The organism is Rhizobium sp. CB3090 (assembly GCF_029714285.1).
Taxonomy (GTDB): Bacteria; Pseudomonadota; Alphaproteobacteria; order Rhizobiales; family Rhizobiaceae; genus Rhizobium.
The window spans coordinates 369,309-391,189 of the sequence record NZ_CP121662.1; the positions used below are offsets into that span (position 1 = coordinate 369,309).

The window sequence follows — 21,881 nt, forward strand, 5'->3', positions numbered from 1 at the left end:
ATCTTTGTGCCTTGAGCCGACCACCGGCTGCGCTAGTTCCTATGGGGAACGAGGTGCGGATTGCCGCGCCAAATCTCCGAAAGGCGCTCAAAATGGATAAAGGTTTTGGAACAGTGGCCTGCTGGCTGCTCGTCATTCCCTATATCGGCTTGCTCTGGGTCCCCTTCTACAACAGCCATGACCCGGTCGTCCTGGGTTTTCCCTTCTTTTATTGGTATCAGCTCGCCTGGGTGCCGATCACCGCTTTCCTGACCTGGATCGCCTATCGGAGCATGCGCCATGACGACTGAGACCGACACGTCCGCACTCGCGGTCTTCATCTTCTTTTTCGCGCTCGTCACCGTCATGGGTTTTGTCGCCGCGCGCTGGCGCCGGCCGAAGACTCTAGCCCGTATCGATGAATGGGGCCTCGGAGGACGTACTTTCGGGACCTGGATCACCTGGTTCCTGGTCGGCGGCGACTTTTACACCGCCTATACGGTGATCGCCGTTCCCGCACTTGTCTACACAGTCGGCGCCTACGGCTTCTTCGCTCTTCCTTATACGATTATCGTCTATCCCTTCGTCTTCATCGTGATGCCGGTTCTCTGGAAGCGAGCCAAGGACAATGGCTATGTCACGGCGGGCGATGTCGTGCATGGTCAATATGGTTCGCGCGCACTCGAATTGGCGGTGGCGATCACCGGCGTCATTGCCACCATGCCCTATATCGCGCTGCAGCTCGTCGGTATGACCACGGTCTTCAAAGCCCTAGGGCTTCATGGCGAGGTCCCGCTCGCCGTTGCTTTCATCATCCTGGCGCTCTACACCTATTCGGCTGGCTTGCGCGCGCCAGCCTTGATCGCCTTCGTCAAGGACATCATGATCTACATCGTCGTGATTGCTGCCGTCGCCCTCATCCCAGCGAAGCTGGGTGGCTATGCCAATGTGTTCGCCGCAGCCGATGCCGCCTTCCAGGCCAAGGGGTCAGGTGGTCTGCTGCTCGCCGGCAACCAGTATGTCGCCTATGCGACCCTGGCGCTCGGCTCGGCGCTTGCCGCCTTCATGTACCCGCATACGCTGACCGGCATTTTCGCCTCCAACAGCGGCCAGACGATCCGCAAGAATGCCGTCTTGCTGCCCGCCTATACGCTGCTGCTCGGCCTTCTCGCCCTGCTCGGTTATATGGGCCATGCCGCCGGCCTGAAACTCGATAGCCCTAATGATGTCGTGCCGGCCTTGTTCAAGACGCTGTTTGCGGGCTGGTTTGCCGGCTTCGCCTATGCAGCCATCGCGATCGGCGCGCTGGTCCCCGCCGCCGTGATGAGTATCGGTGCCTCCAATCTCTTCACACGCAATTTCTGGAGGGCCTATGTCAACACTGAGGTCAGCGAAGAAGGTGAGGCCAAGGTCGCAAAGGTAACGTCGCTCATCGTCAAGATCGGCGCGTTGCTGGTTATCATCTTCCTGCCGACGCAGTTTGCACTCGACCTGCAATTGCTGGGCGGCATCTGGATTATGCAAACGCTGCCGGCTCTGGTCTTCGGTCTCTATTCCAACTGGTTCCGCACGCCGGGCCTGCTCGCCGGCTGGTTCGTCGGCTTCTTTGGCGGCACTTATCTCGTCTGGATCAACGGGCTGAAGCCGCTGCAGGCGCTCAGCCTCGGCGGAGCGCCGTTTACGGTTTACATCGGCCTTTTGGCGCTCATCGCCAACATCGTCGTGGCGGTGATCGTGAACGCCGTCACGCCGGCACGGGCAGCCACAGAGGTCTGATTGGGCCGGCGCCGATTGGCCGCAGGCGGAAACGTCGGCGGCTTTTCTATGCCTTGCGGCGGCTGATCCCTCTTTCTTTCCACACAAAAAGCGCCTATGAACCGCCAACCATGACCCAATTTCGGCTGAGCCCATCGATACGAATTATTGGCCCGGCCTTCCGCGCGCTGTAAGCTGCCGGAAGGTCCGGGTTTTGGGCGCCTGTTCCCGAGGCGCTTTCCGCCGCCGAAAAATCCCCATATGGCTGCGCCTTTCCGGCGCAAAACGCCCGAAACGCCGAGGCAATTGTCAGAACAATGACCGATACCGCTGAAAAGATCGACTATTCGAAAACCCTTTACCTGCCCGAGACCGACTTCCCGATGCGCGCCGGCTTGCCGCAGAAGGAGCCGGAGCTGGTCAAACGCTGGCAGGAAATGGACCTTTATAAGAAGCTGCGCGCTTCGGCCGCCGGGCGCGAAAAATTCGTACTGCACGACGGCCCGCCCTATGCCAACGGCAACATCCATATCGGCCACGCGCTCAACAAGATCCTGAAGGACGTCATCACCCGCTCGTTCCAGATGCGCGGCTATGACAGCAATTACGTTCCGGGCTGGGACTGCCACGGTCTGCCGATCGAGTGGAAGATCGAGGAAAAGTACCGCGAGAAGGGCAAGAACAAGGACGAGGTTCCGGTCAACGAATTCCGCCAGGAATGCCGTGACTTCGCCGCCGGCTGGATCAAGATCCAGTCCGAGGAGTTCAGGCGCCTCGGTATCACGGGCGATTTCGACAATCCCTATCTGACGATGAACTTCCATGCGGAATCTCGCATTGCCGGCGAACTCCTGAAGATCGCTCGCAGCGGCCAGCTCTATCGCGGCTCCAAGCCGATCATGTGGTCGGTGGTCGAACGCACGGCGCTCGCGGAAGCCGAAGTCGAATACGCCGATGTCGAGAGCGACACGATTTGGGTGAAGTTCCCCGTCGTCGAAGGTCCCGCTGCACTTGCCGGTGCTTTCGTCGTCATCTGGACCACGACACCCTGGACGATCCCCGGCAACCGGGCGATCTCCTATTCTTCCCGGGTGTCCTACGGCCTTTATGAAGTGACGGAAGCTGCCAATGATTTCGGCCCGCGTCCGGGCGAAAAGCTGATCTTTGCCGACAATCTTGCCGAGGAATCCTTCGCCAAGGCGAAGCTGCAGTTCAAGCGCCTGCGCGACGTCGCCGCCGACGAACTCGGCGCAAGCATCTGCGCCCATCCGTTGGCTTCGCTCGGCTACGACTTCAAAGTTCCGCTGCTCGACGGCGATCACGTGACCGACGATGCTGGCACTGGCTTCGTGCACACCGCTCCCAGCCATGGCCGTGAGGACTTTGACGCCTGGACGAGCCATGCCCGCCAGATTGAAGCGCGTGGGATCTCCACGCGCATCCCGTTCCCGGTCGATGATGCTGGCTTCTACACCGCCGATGCCCCCGGCTTCGAGGGCGGTCGCGTCATGGACGACAACGGCAAAAAGGGCAATGCCAACGAGCTGGTCACCAAGGCCCTGATTGAGACGAACACGCTTTTCGCGCGCGGACGGCTGAAGCATTCCTATCCGCATTCCTGGCGCTCGAAGAAGCCGGTCATCTTCCGCAACACGCCGCAATGGTTCGTCTATATGGACAAGGACCTTGCCGACGGCACGACGCTGCGCTCGCGCGCCCTGAAGGCGATCGACGACACGCGCTTCGTGCCATCAGCCGGCCAGAACCGCCTGCGCGCCATGATCGAGCAGCGCCCGGATTGGGTTCTGTCGCGCCAACGCGCCTGGGGCGTGCCGATCTGCATCTTCGTGGACGAGGAAGGTCAGATCCTGCAGGATGACGGCGTCGATGCCCGTATCCTCGAAGCGTTCGAACAGGAAGGTGCTGATGCCTGGTTCGCCGAAGGTGCGCGCGAGCGCTTCCTTCGTGAAAAGGCCAACGAGCCTTGGACGCAGGTCATGGACATCCTTGACGTCTGGTTCGACTCGGGCTCGACCCACACCTTCACGCTGGAAGACCGTCCGGACCTGAAATGGCCGGCTGACCTTTATCTCGAGGGCTCGGACCAGCATCGCGGCTGGTTCCATTCGTCGCTGCTCGAAAGCGCCGCAACGCGCGGCCGCGCGCCTTACGACACCGTTCTCACGCATGGTTTCACCATGGACGAGAAGGGCGAGAAGATGTCGAAGTCCAAGGGCAATGTCACCTCACCGCAGGAGGTGATGAAGGATGCAGGCGCCGACATCCTGCGCTTGTGGGTCATGACGTCGGATTATGCCGAGGACCTGCGCGTCGGCAAGACGATCATCCAGACCAACATCGATGCCTATCGCAAGCTGCGCAACACGATCCGCTGGATGCTCGGCACGCTTGCGCATGACAAGGGCGAAGTCATCGCCCCTGCCGATATGCCGGAGCTGGAGCAGCTCATGCTGCATCGTCTTGCAGAGCTCGATGAGCTGGTGCGCGAAAGCTACGACGCTTTCGACTTCAAGCGCATCGCCCGCGCCCTCATCGATTTTTCGAATGTCGAGCTTTCGGCTTTCTATTTCGATGTCCGCAAGGATGCTCTTTATTGCGACGCACCGTCGAGCCTGCGCCGCCGTGCAGCACTTGCCGTCATCCGCACGATCTTCGATTGCATGGTGACATGGCTGGCGCCAATGCTGCCGTTCACGACGGAAGAAGCGTGGCTGTCGCGCAACCCACAGGCGGTCTCGGTGCATCTCGAACAGTTCGTCACCGTTCCCGGCGAATGGAAGAACGAGGCGCTGGCTGAGAAGTGGAGAAAGATCCGCGCAGTGCGCAGCGTCGTCACCGGCGCGCTGGAAATCGAGCGCAAGGACAAGCGCATCGGATCCTCGCTGGAGGCCGCGCCCGTCGTCTATATCGCCGATCCGGAGCTGCTGAAGGTGCTGGAAGGTCAGGATTTCGCGGAGATCTGCATCACCTCCGATATCACCATCAATGGCGGCGAAGGCCCCGCGGATGCGTTCCGCCTGGATGACGCCGCCAAGGTCAGCGTCGTGCCGAAGCTGGCCGAAGGCCGCAAGTGTGCCCGCTCCTGGCGCATCACCACCGACGTTGGTTCCGACCCGGAATATCCCGATGTTTCGGCGCGCGATGCGGCCGCATTGCGCGAGTTGATGGCTGTCAACTGAAGAAAATTACCGGATGAATTGCCTTCGAGGCATTCATCCGGTAAAAGCTGCCTGAAAATGGCCCGATTTTTGCGGCAGTTGCCGTGCAATGGGGTTCTGCGATAGTTGTACCGGCTTGGCTGGGAAGGGTATTCATGAGAGCGATGCATAGGGTTCGTGTCGGCGTCAGCTTGGCGGCACTCGTGATTGGCTGCGGTCTGATGTCCGGCTGCATGAGCAGCCCGCGCTACGGCACGGACAAGACCGCCGGCGAGCAGCTCTTCGACGACATCAGCGACATCGCATCCGTTTCGGCCGCCACGCCGAAGGACAAGGGTGTGAAATATCCGAACCGCCCGGGCCTGGTGCTTCCTGCCGAAAAGGACAGGGACAACCTGACGGCACCGCAGCAGTCGCTCGCCAGCAAGGATAATCCGGCCTGGCTGGAATCGCCGGAAGATTCGCGCAAGCGCCTGGCGGAGGAAGCCGATCAGAACAAAAACAATGTCAACTATCGCTCGCCGCTCGCTCAGGCCGACAGCGGCCGTAACCGCGTGAGCGAGGCGCAGCAGACCGCCGCCTATCGCGCCGCGCGCCAGGATCAGGCCGGCACCTATGTCGATCAGCGCCGCTACCTGATCGACCCGCCGCAGCAATACCGTCAGGTCTCCGATGAGGCTGCATTGAATGATCTCGGCACGCCCGAGAGCAAGAAGGAAAAGCAGCGCAAGAAGGATGCCGAGGCCGCGCAGCAGTCCAACAGCAGTTGGTGGAAGCCCTTCCAGTAAGATTTTTCTAGAGCAGCTCCAGGAAAAGTGCGAAGCGGTTTTTCGTCCGGAATGCGTAAAAACAAAGAGATAGAGCGGCCGCAAAAACCGCCGCTTTTTAGTCTTCCACACGCTTTTGCTGGAAAAATTCCCTGAGAATGTCGGCAGCATTCCGTTCGGCCATGCCCGAATAGACGTCCGGCGCATGGTGGCAGGTTGGCTGGCGATAGAAGCGCACGCCGTTATCTACCCCGCCGCCCTTCGGATCCTCCGCGCCGTAATAAAGCCGGCGGATGCGGGCAAACGAGATGGCGGCCGCGCACATGGTACACGGCTCCAGCGTCACGTAGAGATCGGCACCCGTCAGCCGCTCCCGGCCGAGTGCCTCGCAAGCCATGCGGATTACGGCGATTTCGGCATGTGCGGTGACGTCGTTGAGTTCACGGGTGCGGTTGCCGGCCATGGCGACAACGGCATTGTCGAGCACGAGGACGGCTCCGATCGGCACTTCACCGCGCGCGCCGGCGCTTCGCGCTTCGGCAAGCGCCAGCTCCATGAAGTGATTTGTATTCACCATTTAAGATTTTCCACTTAACCGCGGAGGCGTGACCTGATAGGAACACGCCTTAAAAATTCAGGCAAACAACAAATGACAATGAATGACAAGCCCAAGCGGCCTGGGTCCAAACCCTTTACCCGCGATGCCAAGACGAAGCCGGCGAAAACACGCGACGACGCCAAGCCGATGAAGGCCGCGCCTGCCAAAGTGGCGGCAGAGGCCGAAGGCGGCGATGGAAAGGCTGAGCGCATTTCCAAGGTGATGGCGCGCGCAGGCGTGGCGTCGCGCCGCGACATCGAGCGCATGATCATGGACGGCCGCGTGACGCTGAACGGCGTTCTGCTGGATACGCCGGTCGTCAACGTGACGCTCGCCGACAAAATCGAAGTGGATGGCGTGCCGATCCGCGGCATCGAGCGCACGCGCCTGTGGCTCTACCACAAGCCGGCCGGCCTGGTGACCACCAACGCCGATCCGGAAGGCCGCCCGACCGTTTTCGATAATCTGCCGGAAGAGCTGCCGCGCGTCATGTCGATTGGTCGTCTCGACATCAACACCGAAGGCTTGCTGCTGCTGACCAATGACGGTGGTCTTGCCCGCGTGCTGGAACTGCCGACCACCGGCTGGCTGCGCCGCTATCGCGTGCGTGCCCACGGCGAGATCGATCAGGAAGCGCTCGACAAGCTGAAGGAAGGCATTGCCGTCGACGGCGTGCTCTACGGCTCGATTGAGGCGACGCTCGACCGCACGCAGGGGGCCAACGTCTGGATCACCATGGGCCTGCGCGAAGGCAAGAACCGCGAAATCAAGAACGTGCTCGGCGCGCTCGGCCTCGAAGTCAACCGCCTGATCCGTATTTCCTACGGCCCGTTCCAGCTCGGCGAACTGCCGGAGGGCCGGGTGCTGGAAGTGCGCGGCCGCACATTGCGCGATCAGCTCGGCCCCCGTCTGGTGGAGGACGCCAAGGCGAATTTCGATGCGCCGCTTTACAATATTTCGGCTGCTGCCGAGGATGAGGCAGACGCCAAGCCGGCCCGCGCTGCGAAAGAGGAACGTCCGCGCCGCGAGCGGCCTGAGGATAAGCGTGAGCGCGCTTTAAGCCGTCTCGACACCAAGCGGGAGGACCGCCGTGAAGGTGGCCGCCGTGCGGATGATCGTCGCGAAGGCTCGCGTCATGGGGAGGATGACCGTCCGAAGCGGCAGCCGCTCGCCCCGCGCCGCAGCGCCAATGTCTGGATGGCGCCCGGCGCCCGTCCGCTTGGCGAAAAGGCAGCGCTGAAGGCCGCCAAGAATGCGAAAACCGCCGCCAAACGCGGCGAGATCGAGCGCCCGCAACGCAGCGGTTTCGACCGCCCGGACGAAGGCCCGCGCGTTCGGATCAACCGCGTCGACGAGGGTGACGGCGAATGGATCCGCTCGAGCGAAGTCGCGCCGCGCAAATCGCGTGGTGATGATGAAGGTTTTGACCGCAAGCGCTCCCGTGATGATCGTCCGCGTGGCGAACGACCTTTTGGCGATAAACCCAGCGGCGACCGTCCGCGCGGCGAGCGTGGTTCGCGGTCGGAGGGCGGTGACCGTCCCCGTACGAAATCCTTCCATGGCGAAGCCCGCTCCGAGCGTCCTCGCGGTGATCGCCCCTTCGGCGATCGTCCGCCGCGTGGTGACCGGCCTTTCAGAGACAAGCCCCGTGGCGATCGTCGGCCGCGCGCCGAGGGAGACGAGCGTCCGCGCACCAGATCCTTCGATGGCGAGCAGCGTTCCGAACGCCCTCGCAATGATCGTCCGCAAGGCGAACGTTCTTACGGTGACCGTCCGGCGGGCAAGCCTTTCGGCAAGAAGTCGGGTGGAGGAAAGTCCTTTGGCGGCAAGCCAGGCGGAAAGCCCGGCGGTGCACGCGGCTTCTCAGGTAAGCCCGGTGGCGCAGGTCGTCCCTCTGGCGGCCCTGGTCGTGGCGGTCCCAGCCGAGGCGGCCCGAATCGTGGCGGCTCCGGCAGGGGCGGCCCCAAGGGCGGAAAGGGTTGACGCGCGGTGCGGATCGTCGGCGGTGAATTTCGCGGTCGGCCGCTTGCGGTGCCGAAGTCGAACGACATTCGTCCGACGGCGGACCGCACGCGCGAGAGCCTGTTCAACATATTGAGCCATGCCTATCCGGAGGCCATCGACGGCACGCGGATGATGGATGTCTTTGCCGGCACCGGCGCGGTCGGGCTCGAAGCTGCTTCGCGCGGCTGCCGCCATGTGCTTTTCGTCGAAAGCAGCGTCGAGGGCCGTGGCCTGCTCTGGGAAAACATCGATGCGCTTGGCCTGCACGGCCGCACGCGCATGCTAAGGCGCGACGCCACCGATCTCGGCAGCGTCGGCAATCTGGAGCCTTTCGATTTTCTCTTCGCCGATCCGCCCTATGGCAAGGGTCTGGGCGAGAAGGCCTTTGCGGCTGCCGCTGCCGGCGGCTGGCTGGTGCCGGGAGCCTTGGCCATCCTCGAGGAACGCGCTGACGTCACAGTTGCAGTCGCGCCGGATTTTCTCTTCCTCGAGCAGCGGACTTTCGGCGACAGCAAAATGCATTTCTTCCGTTATCAGCCGCAGCAAGCCTAGCGGCGGAGGGCGAGAGACATGGGCGACTACGCCGATTTTGTTGGGAGCGATTATCCGCTCGCGACATCCAGCACGCCGAGCGTCGCAGTCGCAGTCGCCTTCGGCTGCGGCGGTGCCCGTGGACTTGCCCATATCCATATCATCGAAGCATTGGATGAGCTCGGCATTCGGCCGGTGGCGATCGCCGGCGCTTCCATCGGCTCGATCATGGGCGCCGCGATGGCTGCCGGCATGAGCGGCGCGGAGATCCGCGACTATACGCTTGCCACGGTCGGCAACCGCCCGGCTGTGCTCAACAAGATCTGGAGCCTGCGGCCCCCGAACATGCGCAGCTTTCGGATTGGTCAGTTCAATCTCGAACGCATTCTGCGCGCTTTCTTGCCCTCCACCTTTCCGGAGGATTTCTCCGAACTGCATATTCCGTTGAAGGTGGTGACGACGGATTATTACGATCAGGCTGAGGTCGTCACCGAAAAAGGCGAGCTGTTTCCGGTGCTGGCCGCCTCCGCCGCGATCCCCGCCGTCTTTATGCCGGTCAAGGTCGGTGAACGCGTCATGATCGATGGCGGCATTATGAATCCGGTTCCCTATGAACATCTGGCCGGTCTCGCCGATATCATCATCGGTATTGATGTCGTAGGCGGACCGGAAGGCGACGGCACCCATATCCCGAACCGCATCGAGAGCCTGTTCGGAGCCGGCCAACTGACGATGCAGTCCAACATCGCGTTGAAGCTGCGGCTGCTTGCGCCGCAGATCTTCCTGCGGCCGTCAATCGGCCGCACCGGCGTACTCGATTTCCTGAAGGCTCGCGACATTCTTGCGATGTCGGCCGGCGTCAAGGACGAACTCAAATTTGCGCTCGACCGGGTGATGACCGCGAAGAATTAAACCCGCTCCGGCTCCTCCGCAGGCATGGAGAGATCATCGTCGTCGCTGAAAACATCGGCGCTGCGCTTCGGTTTGACCAGCGGTTCCGGCTTGACAGGCCGTGAATAGAGCATGTCGCGTCCAGCCTGCAATCCTTCGCTCACCTGCAGCACCAGCCGCTGCTCGTCGCGCTTGCGGATATCCTCGCCGATCTCGAAGGCTTCCGACTCGCTGACACCGAGCGCTTCCAGCGTGCGGCGGCCGAAGAGCAGGCCGGATTCCAGCGTTTCGCGCAGCTCGTAATCGACACCCTTGTTGCGCAGCGCGATCGAGTGAACACGGTCGTAGGAGCGGACGAAGATGCGGGCGTGCGGATAGTCCGTCTGTACCAGCTCGACGATCCGGTCTGTGATTTCGCGCTGATGCGTGCTGACCACGACGAGCTTGGCCCTGTCGATGCCCGCCGAACGCAATACGTCCTTGCGGGTGCCGTCGCCGAAATAGATGCGGAAGCCGAAGTTGGAGGCTTGGCGGATGCGGTCGGCGGAAAAGTCGATGACAGTGACGTCGCGGCCGCCGGCAAGCAGGATCTGTGCGGCGATCTGGCCGAAACGCGAGAAGCCGATCATCAGAACGTCGGACCCGGCGCCCTCGAAATCCTCGTCCAACTCCTCATGCGCATCGCCGGTCAGCATGCGCTTCGAAAGCGCCGCACCCAGCGGCGTCAGCGCCATGGAGAGCGTCACGATCGCGATCAGCAGCGAGGCCGTGCTGGCGGAGAAGAGCCCGCCGCCGGCGCTGGCAGCGCTGAACAGCACGAAGCCGAATTCACCGCCCTGGGGAAGCAGGCAGGCGATGCGAATGGCGTCGTTGTGCGAGGAGCCGGTCACGCGGCAAAGCGCATAGATGATGACGCCCTTGATGACCATCACAACGGGTACGGCGAGCACGATCAGCAGCCAATTGTCGGCAATGACATCCAATTTCAGCGACAGGCCGACAGCGATGAAGAAAATGGCGAGCAGCACGCCGCGGAATGGCTCGATATCCGCCTCAAGCTCATGGCGATAGGAGGATTCAGCGAGCATCACGCCGGAGAGAAAGGCGCCCATTGCCATCGAGAGGCCGGCGAGCTGCATTAGCGTTGCCGATCCCATGACGACGAACAGAGCGGCCGCAATCATCGCCTCGCGCGCGCCGGTTCGGGCGATGACTTGGAATAGCGGCGTCAACAGGTAACGTCCGGCAATGATCATCGCGGCGACCGCGCCCACTGCAATGGCAAGATCCAGGATAGGATTGGAAGCTTGCGTCGGTCCGCCAAGGACGGTGACGAGCGCAAGCAGCGGCACGATCGCCAGATCCTGCAGCAGCAGCATGGAGAAGGAACGCTGACCATATTTCGTGTTAACATCACCCTCCTGCTCGAGGATCTGCATGGCAAAGGCGGTGGAGGACAGCGCCAGGCCGAAGCCGACGATGATGCTGCCGCGCCAGCCGGTAATGTTTGCAAGATAAGCGGCAAGTGTCAGTGCCAGTCCGCTCAGGATCACCTGCGCCGTGCCGAGGCCGAAAATATCGCGTCGCATCTGCCACAGACGCGATGGTTTCAGCTCCAGGCCGATGATGAACAGCAGGAAGACGACGCCGAGTTCGGCGACGGCAAACACGGATTCACCGTCACCAATGCCGTGCAGCACAGGACCGATGACGACGCCGGCGGCAAGGTAGCCCAGCACGGTGCCGAGCCCCAGTTTCTTGAAGATCGGCGCCGTGACGACAGCGCCTCCGAGCAGCATCAGGGTTTCGGTAAAGAGGGCATTTGGCGCGGACATCGTCTGTTTCTTTCTGTGCGCAGGCGGTGTTGCAGCGCATAGTCATCGGAAACAACCATGCGTGAAGACATTCGGACAAGAATCGGCGTGGCCGCCCTTGATGCTTTATGTAGTGCACAATAAATGGAACGCGAAGGAAAGGCCAAATCATGTCTTCAGAAATCGATTCCGCCACTCTGCTTTCCCGCGCCAGCCAATTGATAGACCTCGCCCGGAAAGCCGGTGCGGATGCGGCCGATGCCGTCGTCGTGCGCTCGCGGGCGCAATCCGTCAGCGTCCGCCTCGGCAAGGTCGAAGGCACCGAATCCTCCGAAAGCGATGATTTTTCGCTGAGGGTGTTTGTCGGCAAGCGTGTCGCCAGCGTCTCGGCCAATCCCGGCTTCGACCTGCAGGCGCTGGCCGAACGCGCCGTCGCGATGGCAAGGGTTTCGCCGGAAGATCCATTCGCCTGCCTTGCAGATGAAGCGGATCTCGCCAAGACCTATCCCGATCTCGAACTCTTCGATCCGACCGAGGTCTCGTCGGTTCAACTGCGCGAGGCAGCCCTTGCGATGGAAGAGGCAGCACTCGCCGTCCCTGGTGTCAACAACTCCTCGGGCGCGGGCGCATCCGCCGGCATGGGTGGCATGGTGCTTGTGACGTCGCACGGTTTTGCCGGTCACTATATGGGCTCCCGCTTCAGCCGCTCCGTCAGCGTCATCGCCGGTGAAGGCACCGGCATGGAGCGTGATTACGATTTCGACAGCCGCCTTTATTTCGCCGATTTGGATGCCGCTGAGGATATCGGCCGCCGTGCCGGCGAGCGGGTGGTCAAGCGCGTCAATCCGCGCCAGGTTCCGACCGGCAAGGATGTGACAGTCGTTTTCGATCCGCGCGTGGCGCGTGGCTTCGTCGGTCATATTGCCGGTGCGATCAACGGCGCGTCCGTCGCGCGCAAGACCAGTTTCCTGCGCGACAAGATGGGCGAGCAGGTGCTCAAGGCCGGCCTGTCGATCACCGACGATCCCTTGATCGTGCGCGGTCCGGCCTCGCGTCCCTTTGACGGCGAAGGTGTTTCGGGCAAGCGTCTGGTGATGATCGAAGACGGTGTATTGAAGCATTGGTTCCTGTCCACGTCGACGGCGCGCGAGATCGGCGGCCTCAAGACCAACGGCCGCGGATCTCGCGGCGGCACCGCCGTTTCGCCGTCTTCCACCAATCTGGCGCTGGAGCCGGGCGACATTTCCCCGGAAGAGCTGATCCGCAATGTCGGCAACGGCTTCTACGTCACCGAGCTGATCGGCCAAGGCGTCAATATGATTACCGGCGAATACAGCCGCGGCGCTACCGGCTTCTGGATCGAAAACGGCGAACTGACGTTCCCGGTGTCGGAGGTGACGATCGCCTCCAACCTCAAGGATATGTTCATGCGTCTGACGCCGGCAAACGATATCGACCGCGATTTCGGCGTCGCGGCTCCGACGCTCGCCATCGAAGGCATGACGCTGGCCGGGCGCTGAGACGGAGATTGGAATTTCGGAAATGAGCGATAGAGACGCAGTCGGCCAATTGAGCGATCTCGATCTGATCGTTGAAGCGGCACGCCAGGCGGGCGATATCGCTCTCAGCTTTTTCCGTCAATCGCCGGAGGTCTGGTGGAAGAACGAGGGCCGTTCTCCCGTCAGCGCCGCCGATTTCGCAGCCAACGAAAAGCTCGCCTCCATTCTGCGTCCCGCACGGCCCGATTATGGGTGGCTTTCGGAAGAGACCGACGATGATGCCGAGCGGCTGTTACATCCGACCCTCTTCGTCGTCGATCCGATCGATGGCACGCGCGGGTTCCTGTCGGGACTCGAGCTTTGGTGCGTCAGCGTCGCAGTGGTGAGCAATGGGCGTCCGACCGCGGGCGTACTCTACGCGCCGGCATTGGAGGAATTGTTCGTTGCAACGGCTGACGGCCCGGCCCTGAAGAATGGCGAGCCGATCGCGGTTTCCGACAGGCTAGAGCACGCTATACACAGGCTTGCCGCCGGTGAGGATATGTTGAGCGGCTTCGATCCGGACTTCCGCAAGACGATCGAGCGGGCAAAGCACGTACCTTCGCTCGCCTATCGCCTGGCCATGGTTGCCGACGGCCGGCTGGATGGGACGATCGTCAAACGCAATTCCCATGACTGGGATGTCGCAGCCGCCGATCTCATTTTGGAGCGGGCAGGCGGAGCGCTGGTCGATCTCTTCGGCCAGCCGCTCAACTACAATCGCGCCGATGTCTCGCATGGCGAACTCTGCGGCGCGTCGGCGGTGCGGCTGCCGGAATTCCTGCGCCAGCTTTCCCACAGACGAAGCGGTTGACCTTTTGGTCAAAATCCCTCAGATGAAGAGCGGAGGGGGACGACAGCAGAAAGAGACGAAAATGACCGTTACCAGCGACAAAAAGCAGCTCTTGCACCTCGTATTCGGCGGGGAACTGGAAAACCTCGAAGAAGTACAGTTCCGCAATCTGAACGAACTCGACATTGTCGGCATGTATCCCGATTATGCGAGTGCGTTGACCGCTTGGAAGTCGAAGGCGCAACAGACTGTCGACAACGCCCACATGCGTTATTTCATCGTCCATCTGCATCGTTTGCTCGACCCGCAGGACAAAGCTTCCTCCTGAGGTCGCGTTTTGCCCAACTAATATTTGATATTCCGGTCCGGACGGGTGTTCTCGTTTTTAATCCGGCAATGGCGCAGTATTTTTGACGCAATCAGAACGAAAAATCGGCCGAACTTTCGGCCGTGGAATAATTGGGATTTGGCATTGATGACGATCAGCTTGGATCGGAGGCAATCGAGATGAGCAGCCTTAGGGCGCGCCTCGCTTTGGGTGCCTACCGCTTTGGCGGGATTGCAGTCTATCCCCTCGTCGGGACCTACCTTACCGTCCGTGCTGCCAAGGGCAAGGAAGACCGCTCCCGGCGGCTGGAGCGTTTCGGCTACGCCAGCGCCAATCGTCCTCAAGGGCCGCTCGTCTGGTTTCATGCCGCAAGCGTCGGCGAGACCTCGGCGGTCGTGCCGCTGATCCGCGAAATCCGCCGCCGCGACATCCACGTCATTCTGACCACGGGAACCATCACCTCGGCCAAGGTGACGCAGGAGCGTCTCGGCGACGAGGTCATTCACCAATATGTGCCGCTCGACCTGAAACCGGCCATCAGCCGTTTCCTCGAATATTGGCAACCCGATTGCACCATCATCGCCGAATCCGAGATCTGGCCGATGACCATCATGGAACTCGGCCGCCGGCGCATTCCACAGATCCTCGTCAATGCCCGCCTGTCGGATCGCTCTTTTGCGCGCTGGAGCGGGCATCCTGAGCTCTCGGAGGCGCTGTTCGAAAACCTTGCGCTGGTCGTCGCACAATCCGATCTCGATGCCGAGCGCTATCGCGACCTCGGTGCGCGGCAGGTGATCAAGTCCGGCAATCTCAAAGTGGATACCGACGCGCCGCCCTATGATGCGCCGACCCTTGCCCGCTACATGAAGCAGATCGGCACCCGCAAGACCTGGGCTGCCGTCTCGACCTTCGAAGGCGAGGAGGGTGCTGCCGCCATCGTCCACAAGACGCTGAAAGAGCATAACGGTCAGTTGACCATGATCGTGCCGCGCCATCCTGAGCGCTGCGACGCGATCGAAGCGATGCTCGTCGAGCAGGGACTGAAAGTGGCGCGCCGCACCCGCAACGATGTATTGTCGCCTGACGTCGATGTCTTCCTCGGTGATACGATCGGCGAAATGGGCCTCTATCTGCGCATGACCGAAGTCGCGTTCATGGGCAAATCACTATTCAACGAGGGCGGACAAAACCCCCTGGAGCCGGCCATGCTCGGCTGCGCCATCCTGACGGGCGGCCAGGTCCAGAATTTCCGCGACGCCTATCAACTGCTTGCCCGTCGCGGCAGCGCCCGCATGGTGCGCGACACCGAGATGCTGGCGAGGGGCGTGCACTACCTGCTGACCAACGATGCGGCCCGGCGCGGCATGATCGATGCCGGCTACATCGCGGTGCACGAGATGCGCGGGGCGCTGGCGGCGACCATCAAGGGATTGGAACCCTACATCAACCCGCTGACTGTGAAGGCGCGATTGCTGCCGAAGACGATGGCGCAGGGATAAGGGGCTCTATATGACATCGATCAAGCTGGGTGGGATCGCGGGTATTCTCTTCGACAAGGACGGCACGCTGCTCGACTATGATGCAAGCTGGCTGCCGGTCAATCGCGAACTTGCGAGCATAGCCGCCCAGGGTGACGCCGTGCTTGCCGATCATTTGCTTTCGGCCTGCGGCATGGACCCGGTCACCGGTCATATCGTGCCGGACAGCCTGCTCGCTGCCGGCAATACCCGCCAGATTTCCGACGGCCTTGTCGCCGCTGGCTCCATGATGGACGTGCTGGAGCTGACGGAAAAGCTCGATGCGCTATTTTCCCATGCCGCCGACTTCTCTGCACCAGTCACCGATCTCGCCGATTTCTTTCGCCGCCTGCACGAGCGTGGCTACAAGCTGGGCGTTGCCTCCAGCGACAATGAGCGCTCCATCCGCCAGACGGCGCGCCGCTTCGGCTTTCTCGATTATCTCGACTATATTGCCGGTTATGACAGCGGTTTTGGAACGAAGCCGGAGCCCGGCATGGTGCTCGGCTTCTGCGCGGCGACGGGCCTTTCCCCCGCACAAATCGCCGTCGTCGGCGACAACAATCACGATTTGCATATGGGGCACAATGCCGGCGCGGGCCTGACGGTCGGCGTGCTGACTGGTACTGGATCGCGTGAATCGCTTGCGGCCGCTGATTATTGCCTGAATGACATTACCGAGCTGGAAGGCCTGCTGCCCGTCGCCCAGCCGGTGTGACCAACCGCAAAGGCTTGCTTTTTCGTCCGATCTGCCTTTTCTTGCCGCCTTGGTGAGATGTAGGCAAGAGCGGGCGCGAGGCGGGATTAGATTATGGTATCGGAAGCACCGCCTTTCTGGTGGCGGAAGCCGGATTGGCGCGCTTGGGGGCTCTCTCCCTTTTCCTTTTTGTACGGTCGCATTGCCGGCCACCGCATGGCGCATGGTCGTCGTGCTTCCGTTCCGATGCCGGTGATTTGCATCGGCAATTTCACTGTGGGCGGCGCCGGCAAGACGCCGACGGCGCTGACGATCGCCCGTGCCGCCAAGGCGAAGGGATTGAAGCCGGGCTTCCTCAGTCGCGGTTATGGCGGTTCACTGGACGTTACGACCGTCGTCGATCCCGACCACCATCACGCTACCGCAGTCGGCGACGAGCCGCTGCTACTTGCCCGTGAGGCATTGACGGTGATCTCGCGCCGCCGTTTGGAAGGGGCGCAGCGGCTGGTGCGCGAGGGCGCCGATCTCATCATCATGGATGACGGCTTCCAGAGTGCGCAACTTTCCATCGACTATGCCTTGGTCGTCATCGATGCGACCAGAGGCATCGGCAACGGCCATCTCGTTCCTGGCGGACCGGTACGGGCGCCGCTACGCACACAATTGCGCTACGCCTCGGCTCTGCTGAAAGTCGGTGAAGGCAACGCCGCCGACCGGCTGGTGCGCATGGCGGCGCGGGCCGGAAAACCGTTCTTCGCGGCATCGGTCAAGGTGCGCGGCCAGGAGGATTTGCGAGGGTGCAATGTCCTCGCCTTCGCCGGCATTGCCGATCCCACCAAATTCTTTCGCACGGTGGAGTCATTGGGGGGCAGCATCGCCGTCAGCCGTACTTTCGGCGATCATGAACATCTGGGCGAAGACGATATAGCCGACATTCTCGATATCGCCGCACGGGATGGCCTGGAGATCGTCACTACTTCCAAGGATTATGTCCGCCTGATCGGCCATCACGGCCGGGCCGACGAGCTGTTACGGGCCTGCCGCGTCATCGAGATCGACATGGTCTTCGATGATCACCGCGCGCCGGCTTTGATCATCGACCGGGCAATCGCCGCCGCCCGCGAGCGGCGGTTACGGGAGAAGCAGAAGGCAAAATAGGGATCGTAGCGATCAGCGCTTCTGGTTCGGAAGCGCGCCGGCGCGTTTTTCGGCTTCGAGCGAGGATATCACGTCGGCATAGGGTTCCTGCCGGGCGACGCTCCAGTAGCGCAGCTCGTCGAGCGCGATGTGCTTGCCGGTCATGGCGCAGACCACATAGGAGCCGGGCATGAGGATTTGGAAATCACCGTCGAGATAGCGGATCTTCGCCTCGCGGTTTCCATGTCCCTCGAAAAGATTCATCTGATGCCGTCCCCGATCTCTGTCTTCTGTTTGCCATACCCCGGCAAGCCGGACTTTTCCAGTTCTTTCGGTGGTATCTGTTCTCAGCTCCGTCCGAACAGCCGTTCGATGTCCGAGAGCTTCAGCTCTATATAGGTCGGCCGGCCGTGATTGCACTGGCCCGAGCCGGGCGTTGCCTCCATTTGACGCAACAGCGCGTTCATTTCCTCCGGCCTCAGCCTTCGGCCGGAGCGCACCGAGCCATGGCAAGCCATGGTGGCGGCAACATATTCCAGTTTGGCGGCAAGACCCGAGGCGGTTTCCCATTCGGCGATCTCATCGGCCAACTGCCGGATCAATCCCTGCGCATCCACTTCGCCAAGCATCGCCGGCGTTTCACGCACCGCAATGGCTCCGGGGCCGAAACGCTCGATGGCAAGGCCGAGTTTGCCAAGCTCGTCGGCAAACACCATCAGCCGATCGCAATCCTCCTCGGGCAGGTCGACGATCTCCGGGATCAATAGGACCTGCGAGGACAATTGCTTCGAATGCAGCGCTTTGCGCATCTCCTCGAACACCAGCCGCTCATGTGCCGCATGCTGATCGACGATGACGAGGCCGTCGTCGGTCTGGGCGACGATGTAGTTCTCATGCAGTTGGGCGCGCGCCGCACCCAGGGGGAATCGGGCCGGCTCCTCCGTGCGTGCAAGCTCTACAGCCGGGGCCGTCTCGGCCCGGGCGGTCGGCATGGCAAGGCCATCGAAGGCGGCCTGAGGCCGTTCGCCGAAACCATATCCGTTCGTGGCCGAGGACTGATAGGGCCGCGATGGTGAAGCCTCTGGTGTCCATGGTGCTGATGGTGTCGACGGCCGCCAGGCCGGCTGGAAGCCGGAACGGCCTGGGCTGAAGGCGCGCAGCATGCCGTCGGCGCCTGTCGTCGCGGCGCGATCGCCTTCGCGCGCCAAAGCCTCGCGGATGGCGCCGACGATCAGGCCGCGCACCAGGCCCGGATCGCGGAAGCGGACATCGGACTTCGCCGGATGCACGTTGACATCGACGAGGGCCGGGTCGAGCCTGATGGAAAGAACGGCGACGGGATAGCGCCCGGAGGGTATGGTCTCGGCATAGGCACCGCGGATCGCCGACAGGATCAGCTTGTCCTGCACCGGCCTGCCGTTGACGAAGGCATATTGATGCGCCGAGTTGCCGCGATTGAAGGTGGGCACGCCGATGAAACCGGTCAGGCTCACATCCTCCCGCACGGCATCGAGCTCGATGGCATTGTCCTTGAATTCATGGCCGAGCACCTGCGCCATGCGGGCGAGGTGATCGTCGCCGGTAGCGGGAAATTCCAGTGTCGAGCGGTCGCTGCCGGAAAGCACGAAACGCACCCGCGGAAAGGCGATCGCCATACGTTTGACGACTTCGCTAATCGCCGCAGCCTCGGCCTTCTCCGTCTTCAGGAATTTCAATCGCGCCGGCGTGGCGAAGAACAGATCGCGCACCTCGACGATCGTGCCGGGATTGGCCGCTGCCGGACGCAGGTGCAGCACCCTGCCGCCGGCGACCGCAATCTCGGCGCCGCCATCGCTGCCGGGCTTCCGGCTGGCGATCGACAGCTTCGCCACCGAGCCGATCGAGGGCAGGGCCTCGCCGCGGAAACCGAGCGTGCGGATATCCTCCAGCGTGTCCGATATCTTCGAGGTACAGTGCCGCCTGACCGCCAGTTCCAGATCCGCCTGTTCCATACCGGCACCGTTGTCGCTGACCCGCAGCAGCGCCTTGCCGCCGCCGACCGTGGCGATCTCGATGCGCGTCGCGCCAGCATCCAGAGCATTTTCGATCAGCTCCTTGGCAGCGCTCGCCGGCCGCTCGATAACTTCGCCGGCGGCGATCTGGTTGATCAAGGTTTCGGAGAGTTGCTTGATGGCCATATCTGCATTTTCATGGATTCGTGGCGAGGTGGAAAGAGAAAACGCAGCCCATCCTTCGTCATCCACCCGATTCAGTGGGGAGCTTTGTTTAAAAATTTAATCAAAGCTTAAGGGAATGATGGCAGGTTGCATTCATAAGAACTTGAAATGATTGCAGGTGGCGCGCTCGCGCACGTTTCGGCTTTTGGCGGCAGGTTGGCGGCCGTCATGCAGCAGCCGGCTTCCGCCTGTTTCGAGTGTTCAGGCCAGCATGATATTTCCATAAATTTTCTCGAGAGCTGTCGTCGCTCTCAAGCCCAATATGCCGTAGTAGCGGATAGATGTAGGAATCGGACGAATGACTGCCGAGATCGACAAGGCAGCTTTTGCAGCAATGACCGAAGATGCGCCGCCTGACGGCAATCTGCAGGCGGCGCTGTTCGATGCCGTCTGCGACGGGCTCTCCAGCGCCTTCCTTATCTATGACAAGAACGATCTGCTGTTGTTCGCCAGCCGCCAGATCTTGAATTTTTTTCCGATCCCGCCGCAATTCCTGCAGCCATCGACACGGCTCCGCGATTTCCTCGGCGCCATGTTCGACAGCGGCGTCCTGCATCACGATGCTCGCACGAAATCGGCAGCCACGCGCGACGATTGGATTTCACAGCGGATTGCCTCGCATTGGCGCGAGCGTTTTGATGCGACGGAACATTTCGGCGCGGATCGTTGGGTTCGTTTCGTCAAGCGCCGGCTGCCGTCGGGTCTCGGCGTCTGCATCCTCTCGGATATTTCGGAAGTGAAGAAGCGCGAGGAGCAATGGCGCCTCGACATGGAGCGTGTGCAGCTCACCGAGGATATTCTCGACAACCTGCCGTTTCCACTCTTCGTCAAAGACCGCAACATGGCCTATGTCGCGGTCAATAAGGCGTTCTGCGACAAATACCAGACCTCCGCGGATGCGGTGCTGGGCCGCAGGGGCATCGATCTCTTCTCCACGGATATTGCCAATCGCTTCGAGGAGAGCGATCGGCATGTGATAGAAACAGGCGAAATGTCGATCTCGCGCCAACGGCAGATCGCCCGCGACGGCATCGAGCGCGACGTGGTCACCAGGAAACAGCGCATCGGCAAGCCCGGGCGCTATTTCCTGGTCGCCACCATGCAGGACCTCCCCAAGGACGGCGCGGATTTCGACGAATTCGCTCTTGCCTCTCAGATCAAGGAGAGCAGCGACCGGTCCTATCGACGCGCCTATGTGCCGATGGCAGCACTTCAGACTGCCGTGCGCCGTCCGCCGGCGATGGAGACCTTCGTTCCCGAGAACTTCTCCGGCCGCAAGATCCTCGTGGTCACCGCGGATCTTGCCGCGGAATCGGCGGCGTTGAAGATGCTCGCCAAATACGGCTTCGAGGCATGTTCGGTCCATAATGAAAACGAGGAGGCGGCATTTCTGGATGTCGCAAGCTCTCTCGGCATCAGGATCGATCTCGTCATCGTCGACAATCAGCTCGGCAATCGCGGCCTGGAATTGGCCGAGCGGCAGAGTGTGCCGGCTCTATCGCTGGACGGCTCGCAGCTTGCCACCGAACTCACCTTCCTGATCGCACGGCATTTCAACCGCAATATCCGCGGCAAGGCGGGCGAGCCTGTCGAGGGCAGGGCGGAGGATTGGCAGATCGCGGCGGGCGGCGACGATCGTGGCTTCCAGATCCTCGTTGCGGAAGACAACGATATCAATCAGATCGTCTTCTCGCAGATACTGGAAGGGCTCGGTTATCGCTACATGATCGCCGCCAGCGGCGACGAGGCGGTGCGGCTGTGGAGCGAACACCGCCCGCAACTGATCCTGATGGATATTTCCCTGCCGGGCCTCAACGGTTTCGAAGCCGCGAGATTGATCCGCCGCACGGAGAAAGGTAGCGGATCGCACACCCCCATCATCGGCGTGCTCACCCAGGCTTTCGAGCGGGACCGCAACGAATGCATCGATGCCGGTATGGACGATATCATCATGAAGCCTGTCAGCCCGGATATTCTTGAGACTGTGTTTCAGAAATACATGCGCAGCAGCCGCAAAGCTCAAATCAGATGAATTTCATAATTGTATAACAGCTAATGAATAGATTTTCCTCTCATCGAATGACTGTCGCCCCGCTATCCTTTGTTAAGACTTCGCCGTCATGCTCTTTCGCGGGTG

18 protein-coding genes are annotated in these 21,881 nt (G+C 61.6%); 14 read left to right on the forward strand and 4 right to left on the reverse strand.

All coding sequences use genetic code 11. The annotated features are described in order from the left end of the window. Positions 1-92: 92 nt before the first annotated feature. The 4 genes from QA646_RS01795 to QA646_RS01810 all read left to right on the forward strand — a co-directional run bounded on the left by QA646_RS01795 (position 93) and on the right by QA646_RS01810 (position 5,701). Positions 93-290: a DUF3311 domain-containing protein gene (locus QA646_RS01795; protein WP_283057246.1), complete on the forward strand. Its 198-nt coding sequence runs from the start codon at positions 93-95 to the stop codon at positions 288-290. Then, positions 280-1,755: a sodium:solute symporter family protein gene (locus tag QA646_RS01800; protein WP_283057247.1), complete on the forward strand. Its 1,476-nt coding sequence runs from the start codon at positions 280-282 to the stop codon at positions 1,753-1,755. Before QA646_RS01795 ends, QA646_RS01800 begins: the two co-directional genes overlap by 11 nt. A 296-nt stretch (positions 1,756-2,051) precedes the next feature. Beyond that, on the forward strand, positions 2,052-4,934 hold the full coding sequence (ileS, locus tag QA646_RS01805; protein WP_283057248.1) for an isoleucine--tRNA ligase: 2,883 nt from the start codon (positions 2,052-2,054) through the stop codon (positions 4,932-4,934). Positions 4,935-5,068: 134 nt separating this feature from the next. After that, positions 5,069-5,701 carry a hypothetical protein gene (locus QA646_RS01810; RefSeq protein WP_283057249.1) on the forward strand — a complete coding sequence of 211 codons (633 nt, stop codon included), beginning with the start codon at positions 5,069-5,071 and terminating at the stop codon, positions 5,699-5,701. A 97-nt stretch (positions 5,702-5,798) separates the two neighbouring features. On the opposite strand, the gene QA646_RS01815 is transcribed toward QA646_RS01810, so the two are convergent. After that, positions 5,799-6,257, reverse strand: coding sequence for a nucleoside deaminase (locus QA646_RS01815; protein ID WP_283057250.1), 459 nt, complete (start codon positions 6,255-6,257; stop codon positions 5,799-5,801). 72 nt (positions 6,258-6,329) lie between these two features. On the opposite strand from QA646_RS01815, the gene QA646_RS01820 reads away from it, so the two are divergent. Genes QA646_RS01820 through QA646_RS01830 form a run of 3 tightly spaced genes read left to right on the forward strand, consistent with a single transcriptional unit; the run spans position 6,330 to position 9,725 of the window. Further along, on the forward strand, positions 6,330-8,261 hold the full coding sequence (locus tag QA646_RS01820; RefSeq protein WP_283057251.1) for a pseudouridine synthase: 1,932 nt from the start codon (positions 6,330-6,332) through the stop codon (positions 8,259-8,261). Positions 8,262-8,267: 6 nt separating this feature from the next. Further along, entirely contained in the window at positions 8,268-8,834 is a 567-nt protein-coding gene (gene rsmD / locus QA646_RS01825) for a 16S rRNA (guanine(966)-N(2))-methyltransferase RsmD (protein WP_283057252.1), read from the forward strand. A gap of 18 nt (positions 8,835-8,852) precedes the next feature. Continuing rightward, positions 8,853-9,725: a patatin-like phospholipase family protein gene (locus QA646_RS01830; RefSeq protein ID WP_283057253.1), complete on the forward strand. Its 873-nt coding sequence runs from the start codon at positions 8,853-8,855 to the stop codon at positions 9,723-9,725. Here QA646_RS01830 and QA646_RS01835 read toward each other — a convergent pair. Then, positions 9,722-11,539: a monovalent cation:proton antiporter-2 (CPA2) family protein gene (locus QA646_RS01835; RefSeq protein ID WP_283057255.1), complete on the reverse strand. Its 1,818-nt coding sequence runs from the start codon at positions 11,537-11,539 to the stop codon at positions 9,722-9,724. The two genes, QA646_RS01830 and QA646_RS01835, sit on opposite strands and share 4 nt — an antisense overlap. Before the next feature lie 149 nt (positions 11,540-11,688). On the opposite strand from QA646_RS01835, the gene QA646_RS01840 reads away from it, so the two are divergent. From QA646_RS01840 to lpxK, 6 genes are all read left to right on the forward strand, one after another. Next, positions 11,689-13,038, forward strand: a complete 1,350-nt coding sequence (locus QA646_RS01840) for a TldD/PmbA family protein (RefSeq protein ID WP_283057256.1) — start codon at positions 11,689-11,691, stop codon at positions 13,036-13,038. Between the two features lie 22 nt (positions 13,039-13,060). After that, positions 13,061-13,870: a 3'(2'),5'-bisphosphate nucleotidase CysQ gene (locus tag QA646_RS01845; protein ID WP_283057258.1), complete on the forward strand. Its 810-nt coding sequence runs from the start codon at positions 13,061-13,063 to the stop codon at positions 13,868-13,870. Positions 13,871-13,931: 61 nt separating this feature from the next. Beyond that, positions 13,932-14,177, forward strand: coding sequence for a DUF4170 domain-containing protein (locus QA646_RS01850; RefSeq protein WP_283057259.1), 246 nt, complete (start codon positions 13,932-13,934; stop codon positions 14,175-14,177). A 179-nt stretch (positions 14,178-14,356) separates the two neighbouring features. After that, positions 14,357-15,676: a lipid IV(A) 3-deoxy-D-manno-octulosonic acid transferase gene (gene waaA / locus QA646_RS01855; RefSeq protein WP_283057260.1), complete on the forward strand. Its 1,320-nt coding sequence runs from the start codon at positions 14,357-14,359 to the stop codon at positions 15,674-15,676. A 10-nt stretch (positions 15,677-15,686) separates the two neighbouring features. Further along, a complete protein-coding gene (locus QA646_RS01860) occupies positions 15,687-16,412 on the forward strand; it encodes an HAD family hydrolase (protein WP_283057261.1) in 726 nt (241 codons plus the stop codon). Between the two features lie 93 nt (positions 16,413-16,505). After that, positions 16,506-17,549, forward strand: a complete 1,044-nt coding sequence (gene lpxK, locus QA646_RS01865; protein ID WP_283057262.1) for a tetraacyldisaccharide 4'-kinase — start codon at positions 16,506-16,508, stop codon at positions 17,547-17,549. A gap of 12 nt (positions 17,550-17,561) precedes the next feature. Here the strand turns inward: lpxK and QA646_RS01870 are convergent, their stop codons facing one another. Together QA646_RS01870 and mutL are read right to left on the reverse strand one after the other, a co-directional pair. Beyond that, positions 17,562-17,792 (reverse strand): DUF2093 domain-containing protein, encoded by a 231-nt coding sequence (locus QA646_RS01870; protein WP_104822141.1) that lies wholly within the window; start codon positions 17,790-17,792, stop codon positions 17,562-17,564. 83 nt (positions 17,793-17,875) lie between these two features. Next, complete coding sequence (gene mutL, locus QA646_RS01875; protein WP_283057263.1) at positions 17,876-19,705, reverse strand: DNA mismatch repair endonuclease MutL; 1,830 nt, start codon at positions 19,703-19,705, stop codon at positions 17,876-17,878. Positions 19,706-20,042: 337 nt separating this feature from the next. Here mutL and QA646_RS01880 point away from each other — a divergent pair, with 337 nt between their 5' ends. Then, positions 20,043-21,776, forward strand: a complete 1,734-nt coding sequence (locus QA646_RS01880) for a response regulator (RefSeq protein ID WP_283057264.1) — start codon at positions 20,043-20,045, stop codon at positions 21,774-21,776. Positions 21,777-21,881: the final 105 nt, after the last annotated feature.